Origin of the sequence: Escherichia sp. WS1265 (assembly GCF_046487585.1) — a bacterium.
GTDB lineage: Bacteria > Pseudomonadota > Gammaproteobacteria > Enterobacterales > Enterobacteriaceae > Escherichia > Escherichia coli.
Window position 1 is genome coordinate 1 of sequence record NZ_JBJQJE010000005.1, and the last position, 16,813, is coordinate 16,813.

General features: G+C 49.8%; 17 protein-coding genes and 2 pseudogenes. 11 read left to right on the top strand and 8 right to left on the bottom strand.

The features are described from left to right. From ACJHX3_RS06480 to panC, 6 genes and pseudogenes are all read left to right on the top strand, one after another. The coding region (locus tag ACJHX3_RS06480; RefSeq protein ID WP_000306640.1) for an IS1 family transposase at nucleotides 1-95 on the top strand (95 nt) is incomplete at its 5' end. A gap of 15 nt (nucleotides 96-110) precedes the next feature. Next, a pseudogene (gene yadL, locus ACJHX3_RS06485) lies at nucleotides 111-596 on the top strand (fimbrial-like protein YadL); the annotation flags it as partial. A gap of 26 nt (nucleotides 597-622) precedes the next feature. Then, on the top strand, nucleotides 623-1,219 hold the full coding sequence (locus ACJHX3_RS06490) for a fimbrial-like protein (protein WP_000952989.1): 597 nt from the start codon (nucleotides 623-625) through the stop codon (nucleotides 1,217-1,219). A 43-nt stretch (nucleotides 1,220-1,262) separates the two neighbouring features. Then, a pseudogene (locus ACJHX3_RS06495) lies at nucleotides 1,263-2,504 on the top strand (fimbrial-like adhesin); the annotation flags it as partial. Between the two features lie 112 nt (nucleotides 2,505-2,616). Continuing rightward, nucleotides 2,617-3,411, top strand: coding sequence for a 3-methyl-2-oxobutanoate hydroxymethyltransferase (gene panB, locus ACJHX3_RS06500; protein ID WP_000805447.1), 795 nt, complete (start codon nucleotides 2,617-2,619; stop codon nucleotides 3,409-3,411). An 11-nt stretch (nucleotides 3,412-3,422) separates the two neighbouring features. Further along, a complete protein-coding gene (gene panC, locus ACJHX3_RS06505; protein WP_000905369.1) occupies nucleotides 3,423-4,274 on the top strand; it encodes a pantoate--beta-alanine ligase in 852 nt (283 codons plus the stop codon). Nucleotides 4,275-4,355: 81 nt separating this feature from the next. Here the strand turns inward: panC and ACJHX3_RS06510 are convergent, their stop codons facing one another. Then, entirely contained in the window at nucleotides 4,356-4,589 is a 234-nt protein-coding gene (locus ACJHX3_RS06510) for a hypothetical protein (RefSeq protein ID WP_000404118.1), read from the bottom strand. Between the two features lie 68 nt (nucleotides 4,590-4,657). Further along, nucleotides 4,658-5,590 carry an Rpn family recombination-promoting nuclease/putative transposase gene (locus ACJHX3_RS06515; protein WP_137487180.1) on the bottom strand — a complete coding sequence of 311 codons (933 nt, stop codon included), beginning with the start codon at nucleotides 5,588-5,590 and terminating at the stop codon, nucleotides 4,658-4,660. A gap of 273 nt (nucleotides 5,591-5,863) precedes the next feature. On the opposite strand from ACJHX3_RS06515, the gene panD reads away from it, so the two are divergent. Then, nucleotides 5,864-6,244 carry an aspartate 1-decarboxylase gene (gene panD / locus ACJHX3_RS06520; protein ID WP_000621515.1) on the top strand — a complete coding sequence of 127 codons (381 nt, stop codon included), beginning with the start codon at nucleotides 5,864-5,866 and terminating at the stop codon, nucleotides 6,242-6,244. A 3-nt stretch (nucleotides 6,245-6,247) separates the two neighbouring features. Here the strand turns inward: panD and ACJHX3_RS06525 are convergent, their stop codons facing one another. The 4 genes from ACJHX3_RS06525 to ACJHX3_RS06540 form a co-directional block, all read right to left on the bottom strand. Next, entirely contained in the window at nucleotides 6,248-7,477 is a 1,230-nt protein-coding gene (locus ACJHX3_RS06525) for a polysaccharide deacetylase family protein (protein WP_000277894.1), read from the bottom strand. Between the two features lie 63 nt (nucleotides 7,478-7,540). Continuing rightward, a complete protein-coding gene (locus ACJHX3_RS06530) occupies nucleotides 7,541-7,981 on the bottom strand; it encodes a PTS sugar transporter subunit IIA (protein WP_000901984.1) in 441 nt (146 codons plus the stop codon). 104 nt (nucleotides 7,982-8,085) lie between these two features. After that, nucleotides 8,086-8,856 (bottom strand): ABC transporter permease, encoded by a 771-nt coding sequence (locus ACJHX3_RS06535; RefSeq protein ID WP_000972203.1) that lies wholly within the window; start codon nucleotides 8,854-8,856, stop codon nucleotides 8,086-8,088. Continuing rightward, nucleotides 8,853-9,779: an ABC transporter ATP-binding protein gene (locus tag ACJHX3_RS06540; protein WP_000150639.1), complete on the bottom strand. Its 927-nt coding sequence runs from the start codon at nucleotides 9,777-9,779 to the stop codon at nucleotides 8,853-8,855. Before ACJHX3_RS06540 ends, ACJHX3_RS06535 begins: the two co-directional genes overlap by 4 nt. Before the next feature lie 108 nt (nucleotides 9,780-9,887). On the opposite strand from ACJHX3_RS06540, the gene can reads away from it, so the two are divergent. Beyond that, on the top strand, nucleotides 9,888-10,550 hold the full coding sequence (gene can, locus ACJHX3_RS06545) for a carbonate dehydratase (RefSeq protein ID WP_000651599.1): 663 nt from the start codon (nucleotides 9,888-9,890) through the stop codon (nucleotides 10,548-10,550). A 40-nt stretch (nucleotides 10,551-10,590) separates the two neighbouring features. Here the strand turns inward: can and hpt are convergent, their stop codons facing one another. Beyond that, the gene (gene hpt, locus ACJHX3_RS06550; protein ID WP_000683335.1) at nucleotides 10,591-11,127 is read right to left on the bottom strand and encodes a hypoxanthine phosphoribosyltransferase; all 537 of its coding nucleotides are present in this window, start codon (nucleotides 11,125-11,127) and stop codon (nucleotides 10,591-10,593) included. Between the two features lie 205 nt (nucleotides 11,128-11,332). On the opposite strand from hpt, the gene gcd reads away from it, so the two are divergent. After that, nucleotides 11,333-13,723, top strand: a complete 2,391-nt coding sequence (gene gcd / locus ACJHX3_RS06555) for a quinoprotein glucose dehydrogenase (protein WP_001309217.1) — start codon at nucleotides 11,333-11,335, stop codon at nucleotides 13,721-13,723. A gap of 46 nt (nucleotides 13,724-13,769) precedes the next feature. Here the strand turns inward: gcd and cueO are convergent, their stop codons facing one another. Continuing rightward, complete coding sequence (cueO, locus tag ACJHX3_RS06560; protein ID WP_001189657.1) at nucleotides 13,770-15,320, bottom strand: multicopper oxidase CueO; 1,551 nt, start codon at nucleotides 15,318-15,320, stop codon at nucleotides 13,770-13,772. Between the two features lie 165 nt (nucleotides 15,321-15,485). Here cueO and ACJHX3_RS06565 point away from each other — a divergent pair, with 165 nt between their 5' ends. Then, entirely contained in the window at nucleotides 15,486-15,833 is a 348-nt protein-coding gene (locus tag ACJHX3_RS06565; protein WP_001295568.1) for a YacC family pilotin-like protein, read from the top strand. Nucleotides 15,834-15,938: 105 nt separating this feature from the next. After that, a complete protein-coding gene (gene speE / locus ACJHX3_RS06570; RefSeq protein WP_000818414.1) occupies nucleotides 15,939-16,805 on the top strand; it encodes a polyamine aminopropyltransferase in 867 nt (288 codons plus the stop codon). Nucleotides 16,806-16,813 lie beyond the last annotated feature (8 nt).

Genomic DNA, 16,813 nt, shown 5'->3' on the forward strand with positions numbered 1-16,813 from the left:
CACGGCTGGGACGGAAGTCGCTGTCGTTCTCAAAATCGGTGGAGCTGCATGACAAAGTCATCGGGCATTATCTGAACATAAAACACTATCAATAAGTTGGAGTCATTACCGAAATGGGAACCTGTACAGCCAGTCTGGTTGATGATAATGATCAAACCATTTCTGTCGTTGCTTTTGGCGATGTTTATATTTCTGAAATCAATGCAAAAACAAAAATTAAAACCTTTAAATTACAGTTTAAAGACTGCGCGGGTATACCTGGCAAAAAAGCTAAGATTAAACTGACAAAGCGTGCCACCTGTGAAGGAGCAAGTAACGACGGTCTCGGTTTTGCGAACGGCTCCACGGCTAGCGATAAAGCAAGTGCTGTTGCAGTTGAAGTGTGGAGTACAAGCACTCCAGCAGTTGGTAGTGCGGCACAATTCAGTTGTGTTACCCCAGCCGATCAGGAAGTGTCTATTGCCACAGCCACGGGGAATACAGTTGTAGATTATCCGATGAGTGCGCGCCTGGTCGTAGATAAGAGTAAAACCGTAAGCGATGTTACAGCGGGCACATTTTCAGCACCAGCAACTTTCTCTGTGACATACAACTAACGGCACGTCGAATTCAGGAACTGATTATGCTTTCCTCTAAACGTAAAATTAAGAAAAAAACAGGTCTGTTCCTGGCATTCATATTCACTACTTCCTTTTCGGCCTTCGCTGGGCAGGATATTAATTTAACTGCGAATGTAAAAAACAGCACTTGCCAGAGCGGTATCAGTAATCAGGGAAATATAGATCTGGGTGTGGTTGGCGTGGGCTATTTTGCTGGTAATATTTCTCCCGAGAGTTATCAGACTGGTGGTAAAGAGTTCACCATATCGGTGAAAGACTGTGCATTTCAGGGAACAGGAAATGTCTTAAATCAACTACACATAGACTTTAGGGCACAAAGTGGTGCAATGGCTAATGGTTCCCGACAAATATTTGCCAATGAAATTTCGTCAGGGGCGAGTAATGTAGGAGTGGTTATATTTTCTATCCAGGATTCGGCGAATATATTCAATGTTCTTAATGCTTCAGGCGGTTCTCGCTCCGTTTATCCAGTAATGTCGGATGACATGAATGGTTCGTCCTGGAAATTTAGCACCCGAATGCAAAAAATTGATCCTGCATTGAGTGTTACATCTGGTCAACTTATGAGCCATGTGTTAGTTGATATTTACTACGAATAACGAACAAAAATAACACCAACTCTAACAAAAACTCAATACTGGAGTAAAAATGAAGACACTCTTCAGATACTTTCTTTTTTTAGCACTGTATTCTTGTTGTTATACAGTTAGTGCATATACAAGTTTTATTGTGGGAAATAATGCAGGGGTTGATAATTATAAAGGACCTTCCACTGCTGCACGGGTAACCTTTAATTACACATCAACAGCAAGCAACCTGGTTTTTTATAAACCCACGCAACTCGGCCCGACAGGGGTAAAAATGTACTGGTCATACCTGGACACGGGTCCGAGTGGTATTCTTTACTGTAATACATCTGGCAGAGCAAATCCTGGGCCAATAACCATTGAAAATGCCATGGTTTATTCAGGTAAAGATTATGGTGGACATAAACTCTTTAAGACATCTGTTCCTGGTCTGTATTACACCATGTTAATATCAAGGGTCTGGTCTGCATACAATACAACAACTGATATTCAATCACCAGGAATCTATATCGGAGACACTTCAACCCAACAATTTCACTTCTCCATAACAGACAACGATCTACAAACCAAGGGTTGCAACAAAGCAAACAGCTACGATAAGTTTTGGGCTATTGGTGGTGTTGTACACGACATAACTGTTGAATTTTATACAGATGCTAGTTTCGATCCTACACTTAATCAGCAAGTCCAGTTATCCAGTTCATCCGATTACCTTTATGCATTTAAGGCCTACAGTCCAGGTACCAGAGTCGTAGATCATAGCCATCACCTTTATGTCAATTTCACACTGAATAATGTCAAATTAACCTTACCAACATGTTTTACCTCCATACTTACCGGATCATCAGTCAATGGTTCAACGGTTAGAATGGGAGAGTATAGTTCCGGGACAATTAAAAATGGTGCTTCACCTGTTCCCTTTGATATTTCGCTTCAGAACTGTATTCGTGTGCGTAATATTGAAACAAAACTCGTCACTGGAAAAGTAGGTACTGAAAATACACAACTGCTTGGCAATACGCTTACCGGAAGCACCGCAGCCAAAGGCGTTGGCGTACTCATTGAAGGATTAGCAACCAGTAAAAATCCGCTAATGACATTAAAACCTAACGATGCAACCTCTATTTATAAAGATTATGAAACCGAAGATGACACCTCCGATGGTGTTTACCCTAATCAAGGCAGCGGCACATCACAGCCTCTTCACTTCCAGGCAACGTTAAAACAAGACGGAAATATCGCTATCGAATCCGGTGAATTCAAAGCCACCAGTACCTTCCAGGTAACCTATCCTTGATGACATTACCGCACCGCCATCATCTGGCGGTGCTGCAATTGATAAATCATTGCCCCCACCAATGTGACTGATAAAATGCCAGACAGCACGACATTACTTATCAGGATACGTTATGAAACCAACCACTATTGCTTCATTGCAGAAATGCAAGCAGGACAAAAAACGTTTCGCGACCATCACCGCTTACGACTATAGCTTCGCAAAACTGTTTGCCGATGAAGGGCTTAACGTGATGCTGGTCGGCGATTCACTGGGCATGACGGTTCAGGGGCATGACTCCACGCTACCGGTTACCGTTGCTGATATCGCCTACCACACTGCTGCTGTACGTCGCGGTGCGCCAAACTGCCTGCTGCTGGCTGATCTGCCGTTTATGGCGTATGCCACACCAGAACAAGCCTTTGAAAACGCCGCAACGGTTATGCGTGCTGGGGCCAACATGGTCAAAATTGAAGGCGGTGAGTGGCTGGTAGAAACCGTACAAATGCTGACCGAACGTGCCGTTCCTGTTTGTGGTCACTTAGGTTTAACCCCACAGTCAGTGAATATTTTCGGTGGCTACAAAGTCCAGGGGCGCGGCGATGAAGCGGCCGATCGACTGCTCAGCGATGCATTAGCCATAGAAGCTGCTGGGGCACAACTGCTGGTACTGGAGTGCGTGCCGGTTGAACTGGCAAAACGCATTACCGAAGCACTGGCGATCCCGGTTATCGGTATTGGCGCAGGCAACGTTACCGATGGACAGATCCTCGTGATGCACGATGCGTTCGGCATTACTGGCGGTCATATCCCTAAATTTGCCAAAAATTTCCTCGCCGAAACGGGCGACATCCGCGCGGCTGTGCGGCAGTATATGGCTGAAGTGGAGTCCGGCGTTTATCCGGGCGAAGAACACAGTTTCCATTAAGGAGTGACGTTGTGTTAATTATCGAAACCCTGCCGCTGCTGCGTCAGCAAATCCGCCGCCTGCGTATGGAAGGTAAGCGCGTGGCGCTGGTGCCCACCATGGGTAACCTGCACGACGGCCATATGAAGCTGGTCGACGAAGCCAAAGCCCGCGCCGATGTGGTCGTCGTCAGTATTTTCGTTAACCCGATGCAGTTTGACCGCCCGGAAGATCTGGCACGTTATCCACGGACCTTGCAGGAAGACTGCGAGAAGCTAAACAAACGTAAAGTGGATTTAGTTTTCGCCCCTTCGGTAAAAGAGATCTACCCGAACGGTACAGAAACCCACACCTATGTTGATGTTCCCGGCCTTTCTACCATGCTGGAAGGTGCCAGCCGTCCGGGACATTTTCGCGGCGTGTCGACTATTGTCAGCAAGCTGTTCAATCTGGTCCAGCCGGACATCGCCTGCTTCGGTGAAAAAGATTTTCAGCAACTGGCGCTGATCCGCAAAATGGTTGCTGATATGGGCTTTGATATTGAGATTGTCGGTGTGCCAATTATGCGCGCCAAAGACGGTCTGGCGCTGAGTTCCCGTAACGGTTATCTGACGGCGGAACAACGCAAAATTGCGCCTGGTCTGTACAAGGTTTTAAGTTCGATTGCCGACAAATTGCAGGCTGGCGAACGGGATCTCGATGAAATTATTGCTATTGCAGGCCAAGAACTGAATGAAAAAGGCTTCCGCGCCGATGATATTCAGATTCGTGATGCCGACACATTGCTGGAAGTCTCTGAAAACAGCAAACGTGCAGTGATTCTGGTAGCCGCCTGGCTTGGCGATGCCCGCCTGATCGACAACAAAATAGTCGAGCTGGTGTAATACTTAACTGGCGCTACGGCTGATGGCGCCAGTTATTCATTGCCACGTCATCTGTAAGCAATTATTCATATCGTAGACAACTTAGTTAGAGTTAATTAGCTTATCAATCTCTGTAAGAGGTAAAGTTGTCACCTCTGCAACGTCTTCCCGAGACATCCCTTTACTTAGAAAACGCTGGGCGAATTCCTGTCTTACTTCCTGTCTTACTTCCTGTCTTACTTCTTGATACGCTTCTTGATACGCCTTCTGGAATCCCTTCTCTTCAAACCACTGCGCTAAGGTCTGCCTGGTTTCTCTCCGTGTCTTTATTTCCATATGTTCCCTTAATTATCTGGTCAGTTAACAATAACAATTATCTGGCTATAACTGATAATACAGACAACTTAGTTAATCAGTTTATCAATCTCAGCAAGAGGTAAATTTGCCATCTCTGCAACGTCTTCCCGAGACATTCCTTTACTCAGAAGACGCAGGGCGAATTCTTGCCTTTCCTCCTGTCTTCCCTGCTGAATCCCCTTCTCAATTCCTTTCTCCATTCCCTTCTCAATTCCCTTCTCAATTCCCTTCTCTTCAAACCACTGCGCCAGCGTCATCATAGACTCCCCTCCCGTTTCCCTGTCTCTCAGCACACCATAAAACAAATCCGCTTGTTCAGTATGACCGCGTTGCAGCATATAGTTTTGCATGGCAACTAACTGACTTCCGCTAGTGTACCCTTCGTCAATCAGCGTGACCAGTTGCTCCAGCAATAACATTAAGTCGCGCTGGCGAATATGTTTTTGCAGTAGTTCGAGAATCGCAATCCGCCGATGTTGCATGATTTCGTCATCCGGTGTGATGGTGATATCCACCAGCGGGAAAGGGTTGTTGTAAACGCGTCGCGCCAGCTCCGGCGAGTAAAACATATCAAACCAGCACATTGAGAGCGGATAAGGTGTGGCCTCGCCCTGATAAAACAGAATCGGCACCACCAGCGGCAGCTTATCGTGATCCGCCTCCAGATGCCGGTGCATGGCGGCAATGGCATAGCGCATCATGCGAAAGGTCATTTTCTTATCCGGCTTGCTTTGATGTTCAATCACCACATGCAAATAACCGGGATTACCCTGCATTTGCACGGAATAGAGTACGTCCGTGCTGTGCCCTTTCAGGCTTTCTTCAATAAAACTCCCCGACTCAAGATGCAGCGTGTCGAGGTCACACAGTTCGCGTAGTTCCGCTGGCAAATGGATATCCAGAAAGTCACGAGCCGTTTCCGCATGCATTAAAAATTGTTTAAATACCGCATCATGCGGTGTGGTACTCGGTGCATCCATCTTCCCTGCCTTCCGTGTTGTCTTGCGTGAAGGCAGTATCCAGTCAAGGCGCGCCGTCGTCAGCCGCCTCTTTAGTGTTTACCGAGCAGCGTTCAGAGAAATATCAATTCGTTACAGGCGATACATGGCACGCTTCGGCGCGGTACGCAAACTGCTGATGCAAATGCCGTCAGATGAGTAGACACTAAACAAAAATCGGGCAATACTGCGTGAGAATTTCCTCAAAGCAGGCATCGCCTGCTTCGTTAACGACAGGGTAGAAAGGTAGAAGTTATGATTCGCACGATGCTGCAGGGCAAACTCCACCGCGTGAAAGTGACTCATGCGGACCTGCACTATGAAGGTTCTTGCGCCATTGACCAGGATTTTCTTGACGCAGCCGGTATTCTCGAAAACGAAGCCATTGATATCTGGAATGTGACCAACGGCAAGCGTTTCTCCACCTATGCCATCGCGGCAGAACGCGGTTCGAGAATTATTTCCGTTAACGGTGCGGCGGCCCACTGCGCCAGCGTCGGCGATATTGTCATCATCGCCAGCTTCGTTACCATGCCAGATGAAGAAGCTCGCACCTGGCGGCCCAACGTCGCCTATTTTGAAGGCGACAACGAAATGAAACGTACCGCGAAAGCGATTCCGGTACAGGTTGCCTGATAATCACCCCTGCGGCTGGTTACTCACCAGCCGCGACATCGTCTCCAGCGAATCCGTCCTTAAGATATAAAGTCGTTTTAGTAACAACGGATTATCCCCCGGTTTTACTTTGCCTTTCATGGTTGTCACCGCCAGGTGAAATCCGGCTTCTTTTGCTGCCTTCACGGCTTTGTCATTAAATCCGCCAAACGGATACGAAAGATACCAGACATGCGGATTAAATTGCGCCAGAGCGCGGCGTGAACGTGCAAAATCAAACAGAATATTGTGCTCACTACGGCTCAGTAATATGGGTCGGCGATAACCATCCACCCGATGCAAAAAATGGGTATGTGACTGGAAATCAAATACATCGCGAATTTCGTTAAGTTCAGAAACGCTCATAAATTGCAGCGATTTTGGGTCCCACTTCTGCGGGTGACGTTTGATGCGCGAGGTAACAATAAACGCCGTCGCCTTCATACCATATTGTTTCAACACAGGATACGCATAGCGGCTCACCGACTTTAGGCCATCATCAAAGGTAATCACCACCGCTCGCGCAGGGAGATTGATCTTATTCTTCACGTAACCTTCCAGTTGCGCCATGCTCAGTGTCGCGTATCCCCTGTCGCGCAGCCAGGCCATCTGGTTATTGAAAGCGCGTACCGAGGTGGTCGTCGAAGTATGGCGAAAACGGGTGTTTTCTTCGTCGCGCAGAATATGGTGATAGGTTAGCACCGGCAGGCCATTATCGGGTTGGGCATCCAGCGCACTGATATAGGCCAGTCGATCGCCAATACGGACCTGATACCAGGTTTGATTTAACCTGTCTTTCAGTTTATGCAAAATTGGGTAGCGCAAATTGTCCGCCAGTACCCCAAACGGCGCACTGCCCGCACTCGGCGCGTTGTAGACCGGCGTATCTTTCCAGGTTATTAAGTTCTGATTACTCAGCGGCTTGTTGAGGTCACCCAAACCATCTTCAACTTTTTGTCGCCCCTGAACCGGCTCGAGATGCCCTTTATCGATAAACCCTTTACCAAAGCCAAAATTAAATGCGTAATAACTTGCGGCAGTGGGCTCCACGGCAATGATTTGTCCGGCCCGAATATTCCCCACGGTCACCATCTTGTCGCCAATTTGCGCCCAGACCGCAGCATTTTCGATAGTTTGCATATAACGGGCAGGTAACGCGGCACTGACACTTGCGGTAAACAGCATCAGCAGGAGAATAACAGCTTGTTTGTACATGAAAAAATAACCGAGGGTGAAACAACGCTTTTATTGTAGCAAAAGCGTCATCAGAATCGCGGGTTAATACTCATACAAATTATGTTTGAGGACGAAAGGCGGATTTTTTTGTTGCTGGTGCCAAAGACTACTCACCTCCGGCGCACCCAGTTCGACAATACGCTCGCGAAACTCTGCGCTGGATAACGTTTCACGGTAGACCAGCATCTGCTCAATTAACGGTAACGTGACGCCAGAAATCACTTCGCAACGGGAGTGTTTGTGGCTTAATAATGAAGCCACGCGGTACGGCGGCGCTCCGGCTATATCGGTTAAGAAGATGACACCTTCACCAGAGTCCGCTTCATGCAGAGCATCGCACATCATGCGGCTGAGCATATTAGAGCTTAATCCGCGCCAGAAATTCACGGCCCGGCACTGAAGAAGTGCCCCATGTTTTTTCTCCAGCGCATCCAGTATCTCTTGCGCACGGTCATCGTGACAGGTAATTACCCAACCTAACATCGCCTTCCTCCTTAGCCGAAAATCAGTCTACCCTGACCATTGTTGATAAAGGGTGATAGCCGTCAAAACTCCTCTCCCCCAAATCCAGAGGAGAGGAAATAGCCTTAGCTACGCAAACCACGTCCACGTTGGATCAGCGACCAACAGATCAAATAAAACGCCACAATAAAGACCACCAGTACACCGAAGGTAGTGACCAGCGGAACATCATTGATACCGAGGAAGCCGTAGCGGAAACCACTGATCATATAAACGATTGGGTTCAGATGCGACAGCCCTTGCCAGAACGGCGGCAACAAAGTCAGTGAGTAAAAGACCCCGCCCAAATACGTAAGTGGCGTTAACACAAAGGTTGGCACCAGGCTGATGTCATCGAACGTTTTGGCAAACACGCCGTTCAGCAAACCCGCAAGGGAGAACAACACCGCCGTGAGCACCAGCGTTAAAGCGACAAATACCCACGAATGCACCTGAAACGGCACAAAAAACAGTGAAATTGCCGTCACCAGAATGCCAACAAACAGACCACGCGCCACGCCACCGCCGACATATCCGGCAATAATGACGTGAGTCGGAACCGGCGCTACCAGCAGCTCTTCAATATTACGCTGAAACTTGGCACCAAAAAATGATGACGCGACGTTAGCGTAGGCGTTGGTGATCACCGACATCATGATCAGCCCCGGTACGATGAACTGCATGTAGCTGAAGCCATGCATATCGCCAATACGCGAACCAATCAGGTTACCGAAGATAATAAAGTAAAGGGTCATGGTGATGACTGGCGGCACCAGCGTCTGCACCCAGATACGCATAAAGCGATGGATCTCTTTCGCCCAGATGCTTTTTAGCGCCACCCAGTAAAGATGCATCATGCGCGCTCTCCTTGTTTTTCATTAACCAGTGAAACAAACAGCTCTTCCAGACGGTTAGCTTTGTTACGCATACTTAATACCTGAATGCCCTGCTCACTTAACTGCGTAAATACGCTGTTGATCCCCTGCTCACGCAGCACTTCAACTTCCAGCGTCGCGGTATCGACCAGTCGATACTGATAGCCATCGAGCTTCGGTAACGGGCTTTTCGGTGCGAGATCGAGAATAAATGTTTCTGATTTCAGCTTCGCCAGCAGCGCCTTCATCGAGGTATTTTCCACCAGCTCACCGTGTTGAATAATGCCGATATTGCGGCACAGCATTTCTGCTTCTTCCAGGTAGTGTGTGGTGAGAATGATGGTGGTGCCTTTGTCGTTTAAATCCTTCAAAAAGCCCCACATTGAGCGGCGAAGTTCAATATCCACGCCTGCCGTTGGCTCGTCGAGAATCAGTAGTTTAGGTTCATGCATTAACGCACGGGCAATCATTAAACGGCGTTTCATCCCGCCCGATAACATACGCGCACGTTCGTTGCGTTTCCCCCAGAGATCGAGCTGCTTAAGATACTTTTCGCTGCGGATATACGCTTCTTTGCGCTCCACACCGTAGTACCCTGCCTGATTCACCACAATTTGCTGCACGGTTTCAAACGGGTTGAAGTTAAATTCCTGCGGAACCAGTCCCAACTGACGTTTAGCGTTCACGACATCCTTCTCGAGATCGTAACCAAATACGCTGACCCGCCCGGAGGTTTTATTTACCAGAGAGCTGATAATACCGATAGTGGTCGATTTCCCGGCCCCGTTCGGCCCGAGAAGCGCATAAAAATCACCCGCTTCGACCTGCAAATCTATTCCACGAAGCGCCTGAACGCCGCCTGGATAGGTTTTTTTAAGCTGTTGAAGTTCCAGTGCAATGGTCATAAATTTTTACTTACCTTACGTTCTTACACTTTATCTGTGGTTTAAATCGTCCCGGAGTTGCCCTATATTAGCCAAACGTAATTATTTGGTTACAGGTCGTTAACCTCCATGAAAGACATAGATACACTCATCAGCAACAATGCACTATGGTCAAAAATGCTGGTGGAAGAGGATCCCGGGTTTTTTGAGAAACTGGCACAAGCGCAAAAACCGCGCTTTCTATGGATTGGATGTTCCGACAGTCGCGTTCCTGCAGAACGTTTAACCGGTCTTGAGCCGGGCGAACTCTTTGTTCACCGTAATGTTGCTAACCTGGTCATTCACACCGACCTGAACTGCCTTTCCGTGGTTCAGTATGCAGTGGATGTACTCGAAGTTGAACACATTATTATCTGTGGTCACTACGGTTGCGGCGGCGTACAAGCCGCAGTTGAAAACCCGGAACTGGGGCTTATCAACAACTGGCTGCTGCATATCCGCGATATCTGGTTCAAACATAGCTCATTGCTCGGCGAAATGCCGCAAGAGCGCCGTCTGGATACCTTGTGTGAACTGAACGTCATGGAACAGGTGTATAACCTGGGCCACTCCACCATTATGCAATCAGCGTGGAAACGCGGGCAGAAAGTCACCATTCACGGCTGGGCCTACGGCATTCACGACGGCTTGCTGCGTGATCTGGATGTCACAGCGACCAACCGCGAAACTCTTGAGCAACGTTACCGTCACGGGATTTCCAATCTCAAGCTGAAACACGCCAACCACAAATAAAAATGCCATGCCGGATGCAACACATCCGGCAACTTCACACTTACTCGTCCAGCAGAATCACTTTGCCGATATACGGCAGATGACGGTAACGCTGTGCGTAATCAATGCCGTAACCCACCACAAACTCATCCGGGATCGAGAAACCGATGAATTCTACCGGGACGTTCACTTCACGACGGGACGGTTTATCCAGCAGCGTACAAATCGCCAACGACTTCGGTTCGCGCAGGCTTAAGATCTCACGCACTTTCGACAGTGTATTACCCGAGTCGATGATATCTTCAACAATCAGCACGTCCTTGCCACGGATATCTTCATCCAGATCTTTGAGGATTTTCACATCACGGGTGGTGGACATGCCGCTACCGTAGCTGGAGGCGGTCATAAAATCGACTTCATGAGATACCTGAACTTCACGACACAGGTCCGCCATAAACATAAATGAGCCACGCAGCAGACCCACCAGCACCATATCGCTGCCGCTGTCTTTGTAACGCTCAGTAATCTGACGACCCAGTTCGGCGATACGCGCTTTAATCTCCGCTTCGGGGATCATTACTTCTACAGTATGTTTCATATCTCTAACCATATGATTTAAAAACAAATCACTTCGCACGGGCAGGTTTTTGCACCGCAACAAAGCGCAAGACACGCAGTATACCAGTAAAACTATTCATTCGCGGAATCTGTTAATAAAGCTCGAATTGTGATGACGATCACACATGTTAAAACCTATAATTAATTGCTACTAAAATATTAATGAATTGAAATGGTGTCTCTTTATGGCAATTAACAATACAGGCTCGCGACGATTACTCGTCACGCTAACAGCCCTTTTTGCAGCGCTTTGCGGGCTGTATCTACTCATTGGCGGAGGCTGGCTGGTCGCGATTGGCGGCTCCTGGTACTACCCTATCGCTGGCCTTGTGATGCTCGGCGTCGCCTGGATGCTGTGGCGCAGTAAACGCGCCGCGCTTTGGCTATACGCCGCCCTGCTGCTCGGCACCATGATTTGGGGCGTCTGGGAAGTTGGTTTCGACTTCTGGGCGCTGACTCCGCGCAGCGACATTCTGGTCTTCTTCGGCATCTGGCTGATCCTGCCGTTTGTCTGGCGTCGCCTGGTCATTCCTGCCAGCGGCGCAGTTGCCGCTCTGGTGGTGGCGTTGCTGATTAGTGGCGGAATCCTCACCTGGGCGGGATTTAACGATCCGCAGGAAATCAACGGCACCTTAAGCGCCGATGCCACACCTGCCGAAGCAATCTCCCCCGTTGCCGATCAGGACTGGCCTGCCTATGGTCGTAATCAGGAAGGTCAACGCTTTTCACCTCTGAAACAAATTAACGCCGATAACGTTCACAAGCTGAAAGAAGCCTGGGTGTTCCGTACTGGCGATGTGAAGCAGCCGAACGATCCGGGTGAAATCACCAATGAAGTGACGCCAATTAAAGTGGGCGACACCCTTTACCTGTGTACCGCGCACCAGCGCCTGTTTGCGCTCGATGCCGCCAGCGGTAAAGAGAAATGGCATTACGATCCTGAGCTGAAAACCAACGAGTCCTTCCAGCATGTAACCTGTCGTGGCGTCTCTTATCATGAAGCCAAAGCAGAAACTGCCTCGCCAGAAGTGATGGCGGATTGCCCGCGTCGTATCATTCTTCCGGTGAATGATGGTCGTCTGATTGCGATTAACGCTGAAAACGGCAAGCTGTGCGAAACCTTCGCTAATAAAGGCGTGCTCAATCTGCAAAGCAATATGCCGGACACCAAGCCGGGTCTGTATGAGCCGACTTCGCCGCCGATTATCACCGATAAAACCATCGTGATGGCCGGTTCAGTCACCGACAACTTCTCAACCCGCGAAACGTCTGGCGTGATCCGTGGTTTTGATGTCAACACCGGGGAGCTGTTGTGGGCTTTTGATCCTGGTGCGAAAGATCCTAACGCAATCCCGTCTGACGAACACACCTTTACCTTTAACTCGCCAAACTCGTGGGCACCAGCGGCCTATGATGCGAAGCTGGATCTGGTGTATCTGCCGATGGGCGTGACCACGCCGGATATCTGGGGCGGTAATCGCACACCGGAACAGGAACGTTATGCCAGCTCGATTCTGGCGCTGAATGCCACTACCGGGAAACTGGCGTGGAGCTACCAGACCGTTCACCACGACCTGTGGGATATGGATCTTCCGGCACAGCCGACGCTGGCGGACATCACCGTTAACGGTCAAAAGGTTCCGGTCATTTATGCTCCAGCGAAAACCGGCAACATTTTTGTGCTCGATCGTCGTAATGGTGAACTGGTGGTTCCGGCCCCGGAAAAACCGGTTCCCCAAGGTGCAGCGAAAGGCGATTACGTCACCCCGACCCAACCGTTCTCTGAACTGAGCTTCCGTCCGACGAAAGATTTAAGCGGTGCGGATATGTGGGGAGCCACCATGTTTGACCAGCTGGTGTGCCGCGTGATGTTCCACCAGATGCGCTATGAAGGCATTTTCACCCCGCCATCTGAACAGGGTACGCTGGTCTTCCCTGGTAACCTGGGGATGTTCGAATGGGGCGGGATTTCCGTTGATCCGAATCGTGAAGTGGCAATTGCCAACCCAATGGCACTGCCGTTTGTTTCGAAACTGATCCCACGCGGTCCTGGTAACCCGATGGAGCAGCCGAAAGACGCCAAAGGCACGGGTACGGAATCCGGCATTCAGCCGCAGTACGGTGTACCGTATGGCGTCACGCTCAATCCGTTCCTCTCACCTTTTGGTCTGCCGTGTAAACAGCCAGCATGGGGCTATATTTCGGCGCTGGATCTGAAAACCAACGAAGTGGTGTGGAAGAAACGCATTGGTACTCCGCAGGACAGTATGCCGTTCCCGATGCCGGTTCCGGTGCCGTTCAATATGGGGATGCCGATGCTGGGCGGGCCAATCTCCACGGCGGGTAACGTGCTGTTTATCGCCGCTACGGCAGACAACTACCTGCGCGCTTACAACATGAGCAACGGTGAAAAACTGTGGCAGGGTCGTTTACCAGCGGGTGGTCAGGCTACGCCAATGACCTATGAAGTGAATGGTAAGCAGTATGTGGTGATCTCCGCAGGCGGTCACGGTTCATTTGGTACGAAGATGGGCGACTATATTGTGGCTTATGCGCTGCCGGATGATGTGAAGTAACCATAATGCCCGGAGAGATCCGGGCATATTTCCGAATACGGTCTTTTTATACCGTAAACCCTAACATCATCCCCGTATCTTCATGCTCCAGCAGATGGCAGTGCGCCATATAAGCATGTTCTTTCGGTGCCTCGTGATTAAACTTCACCAGCACTTCGCTGACATTACCTTCTACCTTAACGGTATCTTTCCAGCCCGCGCGATGAGTCGCTGGCGGTTTGCCATTTTCTGACAAGATACGGAACTGCGTACCGTGGATATGGAACGGATGCAGCATCATGTCGCCCACGCCAGAGATAACCCAACGTTCGTATTGCCCTTTCGCCGCCGCAAACATCGGCTTGTTCATATCAAACGCCTGACCGTTGATTTTATTGGCATGGTGGAAATCGAACTTCCCGCCGTGGTTCATATGATTCATATTGCCGTGCCCCATATGGCCCATCATCTGGCTGTGATCCATTCCGGCCATCGCCTGATCGCCATATTTCTCCATTAGCATCTGCATCCCCATCATATCGAGCATCGGGTCCATAGAAAGTTGCAGCTTGCGTACCGTCAGCCCTTCCAGCGAAGGTAACGCAGGCAGGCTACTTAATGTGTCTGGCAAAGCACCGGAGGCACTAATAGCAATCGGCTGAATCCGCATTACCGGATGCGGCTTGTCAAACGGTGCAATCGCCATCCCCATCTGGCTGACCGGCAGCGTCACCAGGTCAAAGGGTTTGTTGTCGTTAACCTCCACCAGCACTTCAAAACGCTCGCCCATCAGCACCGGCAGTTCGCTCACCTTCACCGGTTCAGGTAGCAGACCACCGTCGCTGGCAATCACATAAAGCGGGCGATTGTCGCTGGTGGCGAAATTGAGCGAGCGGGCGTTACAGCCATTGAGCAAACGCAGGCGCAGCCAACCACGCGGGGCAGCGTGTTGTGGGTAGATTGCACCGTTGGTCAGCAACGTATCGCCAAACCAGCCCACGGCGGCGGTCATCACATCCAGTTGATAATCAATCTGCCCGTCAGCGCTAAATTTCTTATCCTGAACGATCACCGGAACATCATCGATACCCCACTGTTTTGGCAGCATTAATTTCAGGATCTCGTCATCTTCAATCACCACCAAACCAGCCAGCCCCATCGCCACCTGACGTCCGGTCTTGCCGTGCTGATGCGGATGGAACCAGCAGGTAGCGGCAGGTTGATCAACGTTCAACGTCACCGAGCGCTTGCCACCTGGCGGAATAATTCCCTGCGGGCCGCCGTCCACTTCACCCGGTACTTCCAGCCCGTGCCAGTGCAACGTCGTCTCTTCCGTCAGTTGGTTATAGATATCAACCGTTACTGCTTTGCCGCGCTGTAATTTCACCGCCGGCCCCAGCAGATTGCCGTTATAGCCCCAGGTAGTTGCGGTTTTCCCGCTAAAGGTGGACTGGCCTGCGCCAATAGTTAACTGAATGCGATTACGGGCATCGGTCGTGAGCAAATCAGGGATCGGTAACGTTGGGCGTTCTGCCGCAAATACTGCGCGGCTCCACAGCGGCAAAGCCGAAGCCACGCCCAGCGCGACGGAATATTTTAAGAAATCACGACGTTGCATAGTTATTTCCTTATTCTTAAGCAGGTGAAACAAAATCAAACGTTGAGCATAGTCCTTCCCCTTACGGGAAGGTCAAGCCGCAGACACAATTTAATCGACAATAATGGTCGTCGCCTCGCTCGCAGTGTGCTAACGTTTATCTTCTTTAAGCCCCTGGTAGAAGCAATGAAGACGTTTTTCAGAACAGTGTTATTCGGCAGCCTGATGGCCGTCTGCGCAAACAGTTACGCGCTCAGCGAGTCTGAAGCCGAAGATATGGCCGATTTAACGGCAGTTTTTGTCTTTCTGAAGAACGATTGTGGTTACCAGAACTTACCTAACGGGCAAATTCGTCGCGCACTGGTCTTTTTCGCCCAGCAAAACCAGTGGGATCTCAGTAATTACGACACCTTCGACATGAAAGCCCTCGGTGAAGACAGCTACCGCGATCTCAGCGGCATTGGCATTCCCGTCGCTAAAAAGTGCAAAGCCCTGGCTCGCGATTCCTTAAGCCTGCTTGCCTACGTCAAATAATCCCTGATACCTTTTTGTAGAAATATTGACCGTGCATCCGCGGTCAATGTTAGCTATTATGTTGCGCCCTTTTTTTACGGGTGTTAACAAAGGAGGTATCAACCCATGGCCGAAAAAAAACAGTGGCATGAAACGCTACACGACCAGTTTGGGCAGTACTTTGCGGTAGATAACGTTCTGTATCATGAAAAGACCGATCACCAGGATCTGATCATTTTTGAGAACGCCGCATTTGGCCGCGTAATGGCGCTGGATGGCGTAGTACAAACCACCGAGCGCGACGAGTTTATCTATCATGAGATGATGACCCATGTTCCGCTACTGGCCCACGGTCACGCGAAACATGTGCTGATTATCGGCGGCGGCGACGGTGCCATGCTGCGTGAAGTAACCCGACATAAAAACGTTGAGTCAATCACGATGGTGGAAATCGATGCGGGTGTCGTGTCGTTCTGCCGTCAGTATCTACCCAACCATAACGCCGGTAGCTACGACGATCCGCGCTTTAAACTGGTGATCGACGATGGCGTCAATTTCGTTAATCAAACCAGCCAGACCTTTGATGTCATTATCTCCGACTGCACCGATCCTATCGGTCCCGGCGAAAGTCTGTTCACCTCAGCATTTTATGAAGGCTGCAAACGTTGCCTGAATCCTGGCGGTATCTTCGTCGCACAAAACGGCGTCTGCTTTTTACAGCAGGAAGAGGCTATCGACAGTCATCGCAAACTCAGCCATTACTTCAGCGACGTTGGCTTTTATCAGGCGGCGATCCCGACCTATTACGGCGGCATCATGACCTTTGCATGGGCGACAGATAACGACGCCTTACGCCATCTCTCAACCGAAATTATTCAGGCGCGTTTTCTCGCTTCTGGCCTGAAATGCCGTTATTACAATCCGGCAGTCCATACGGCAGCTTTTGCCTTACCCCAGTATCTGCAAGACGCACTGGCTTCACAGCCGTCCTAAGGAGAAGA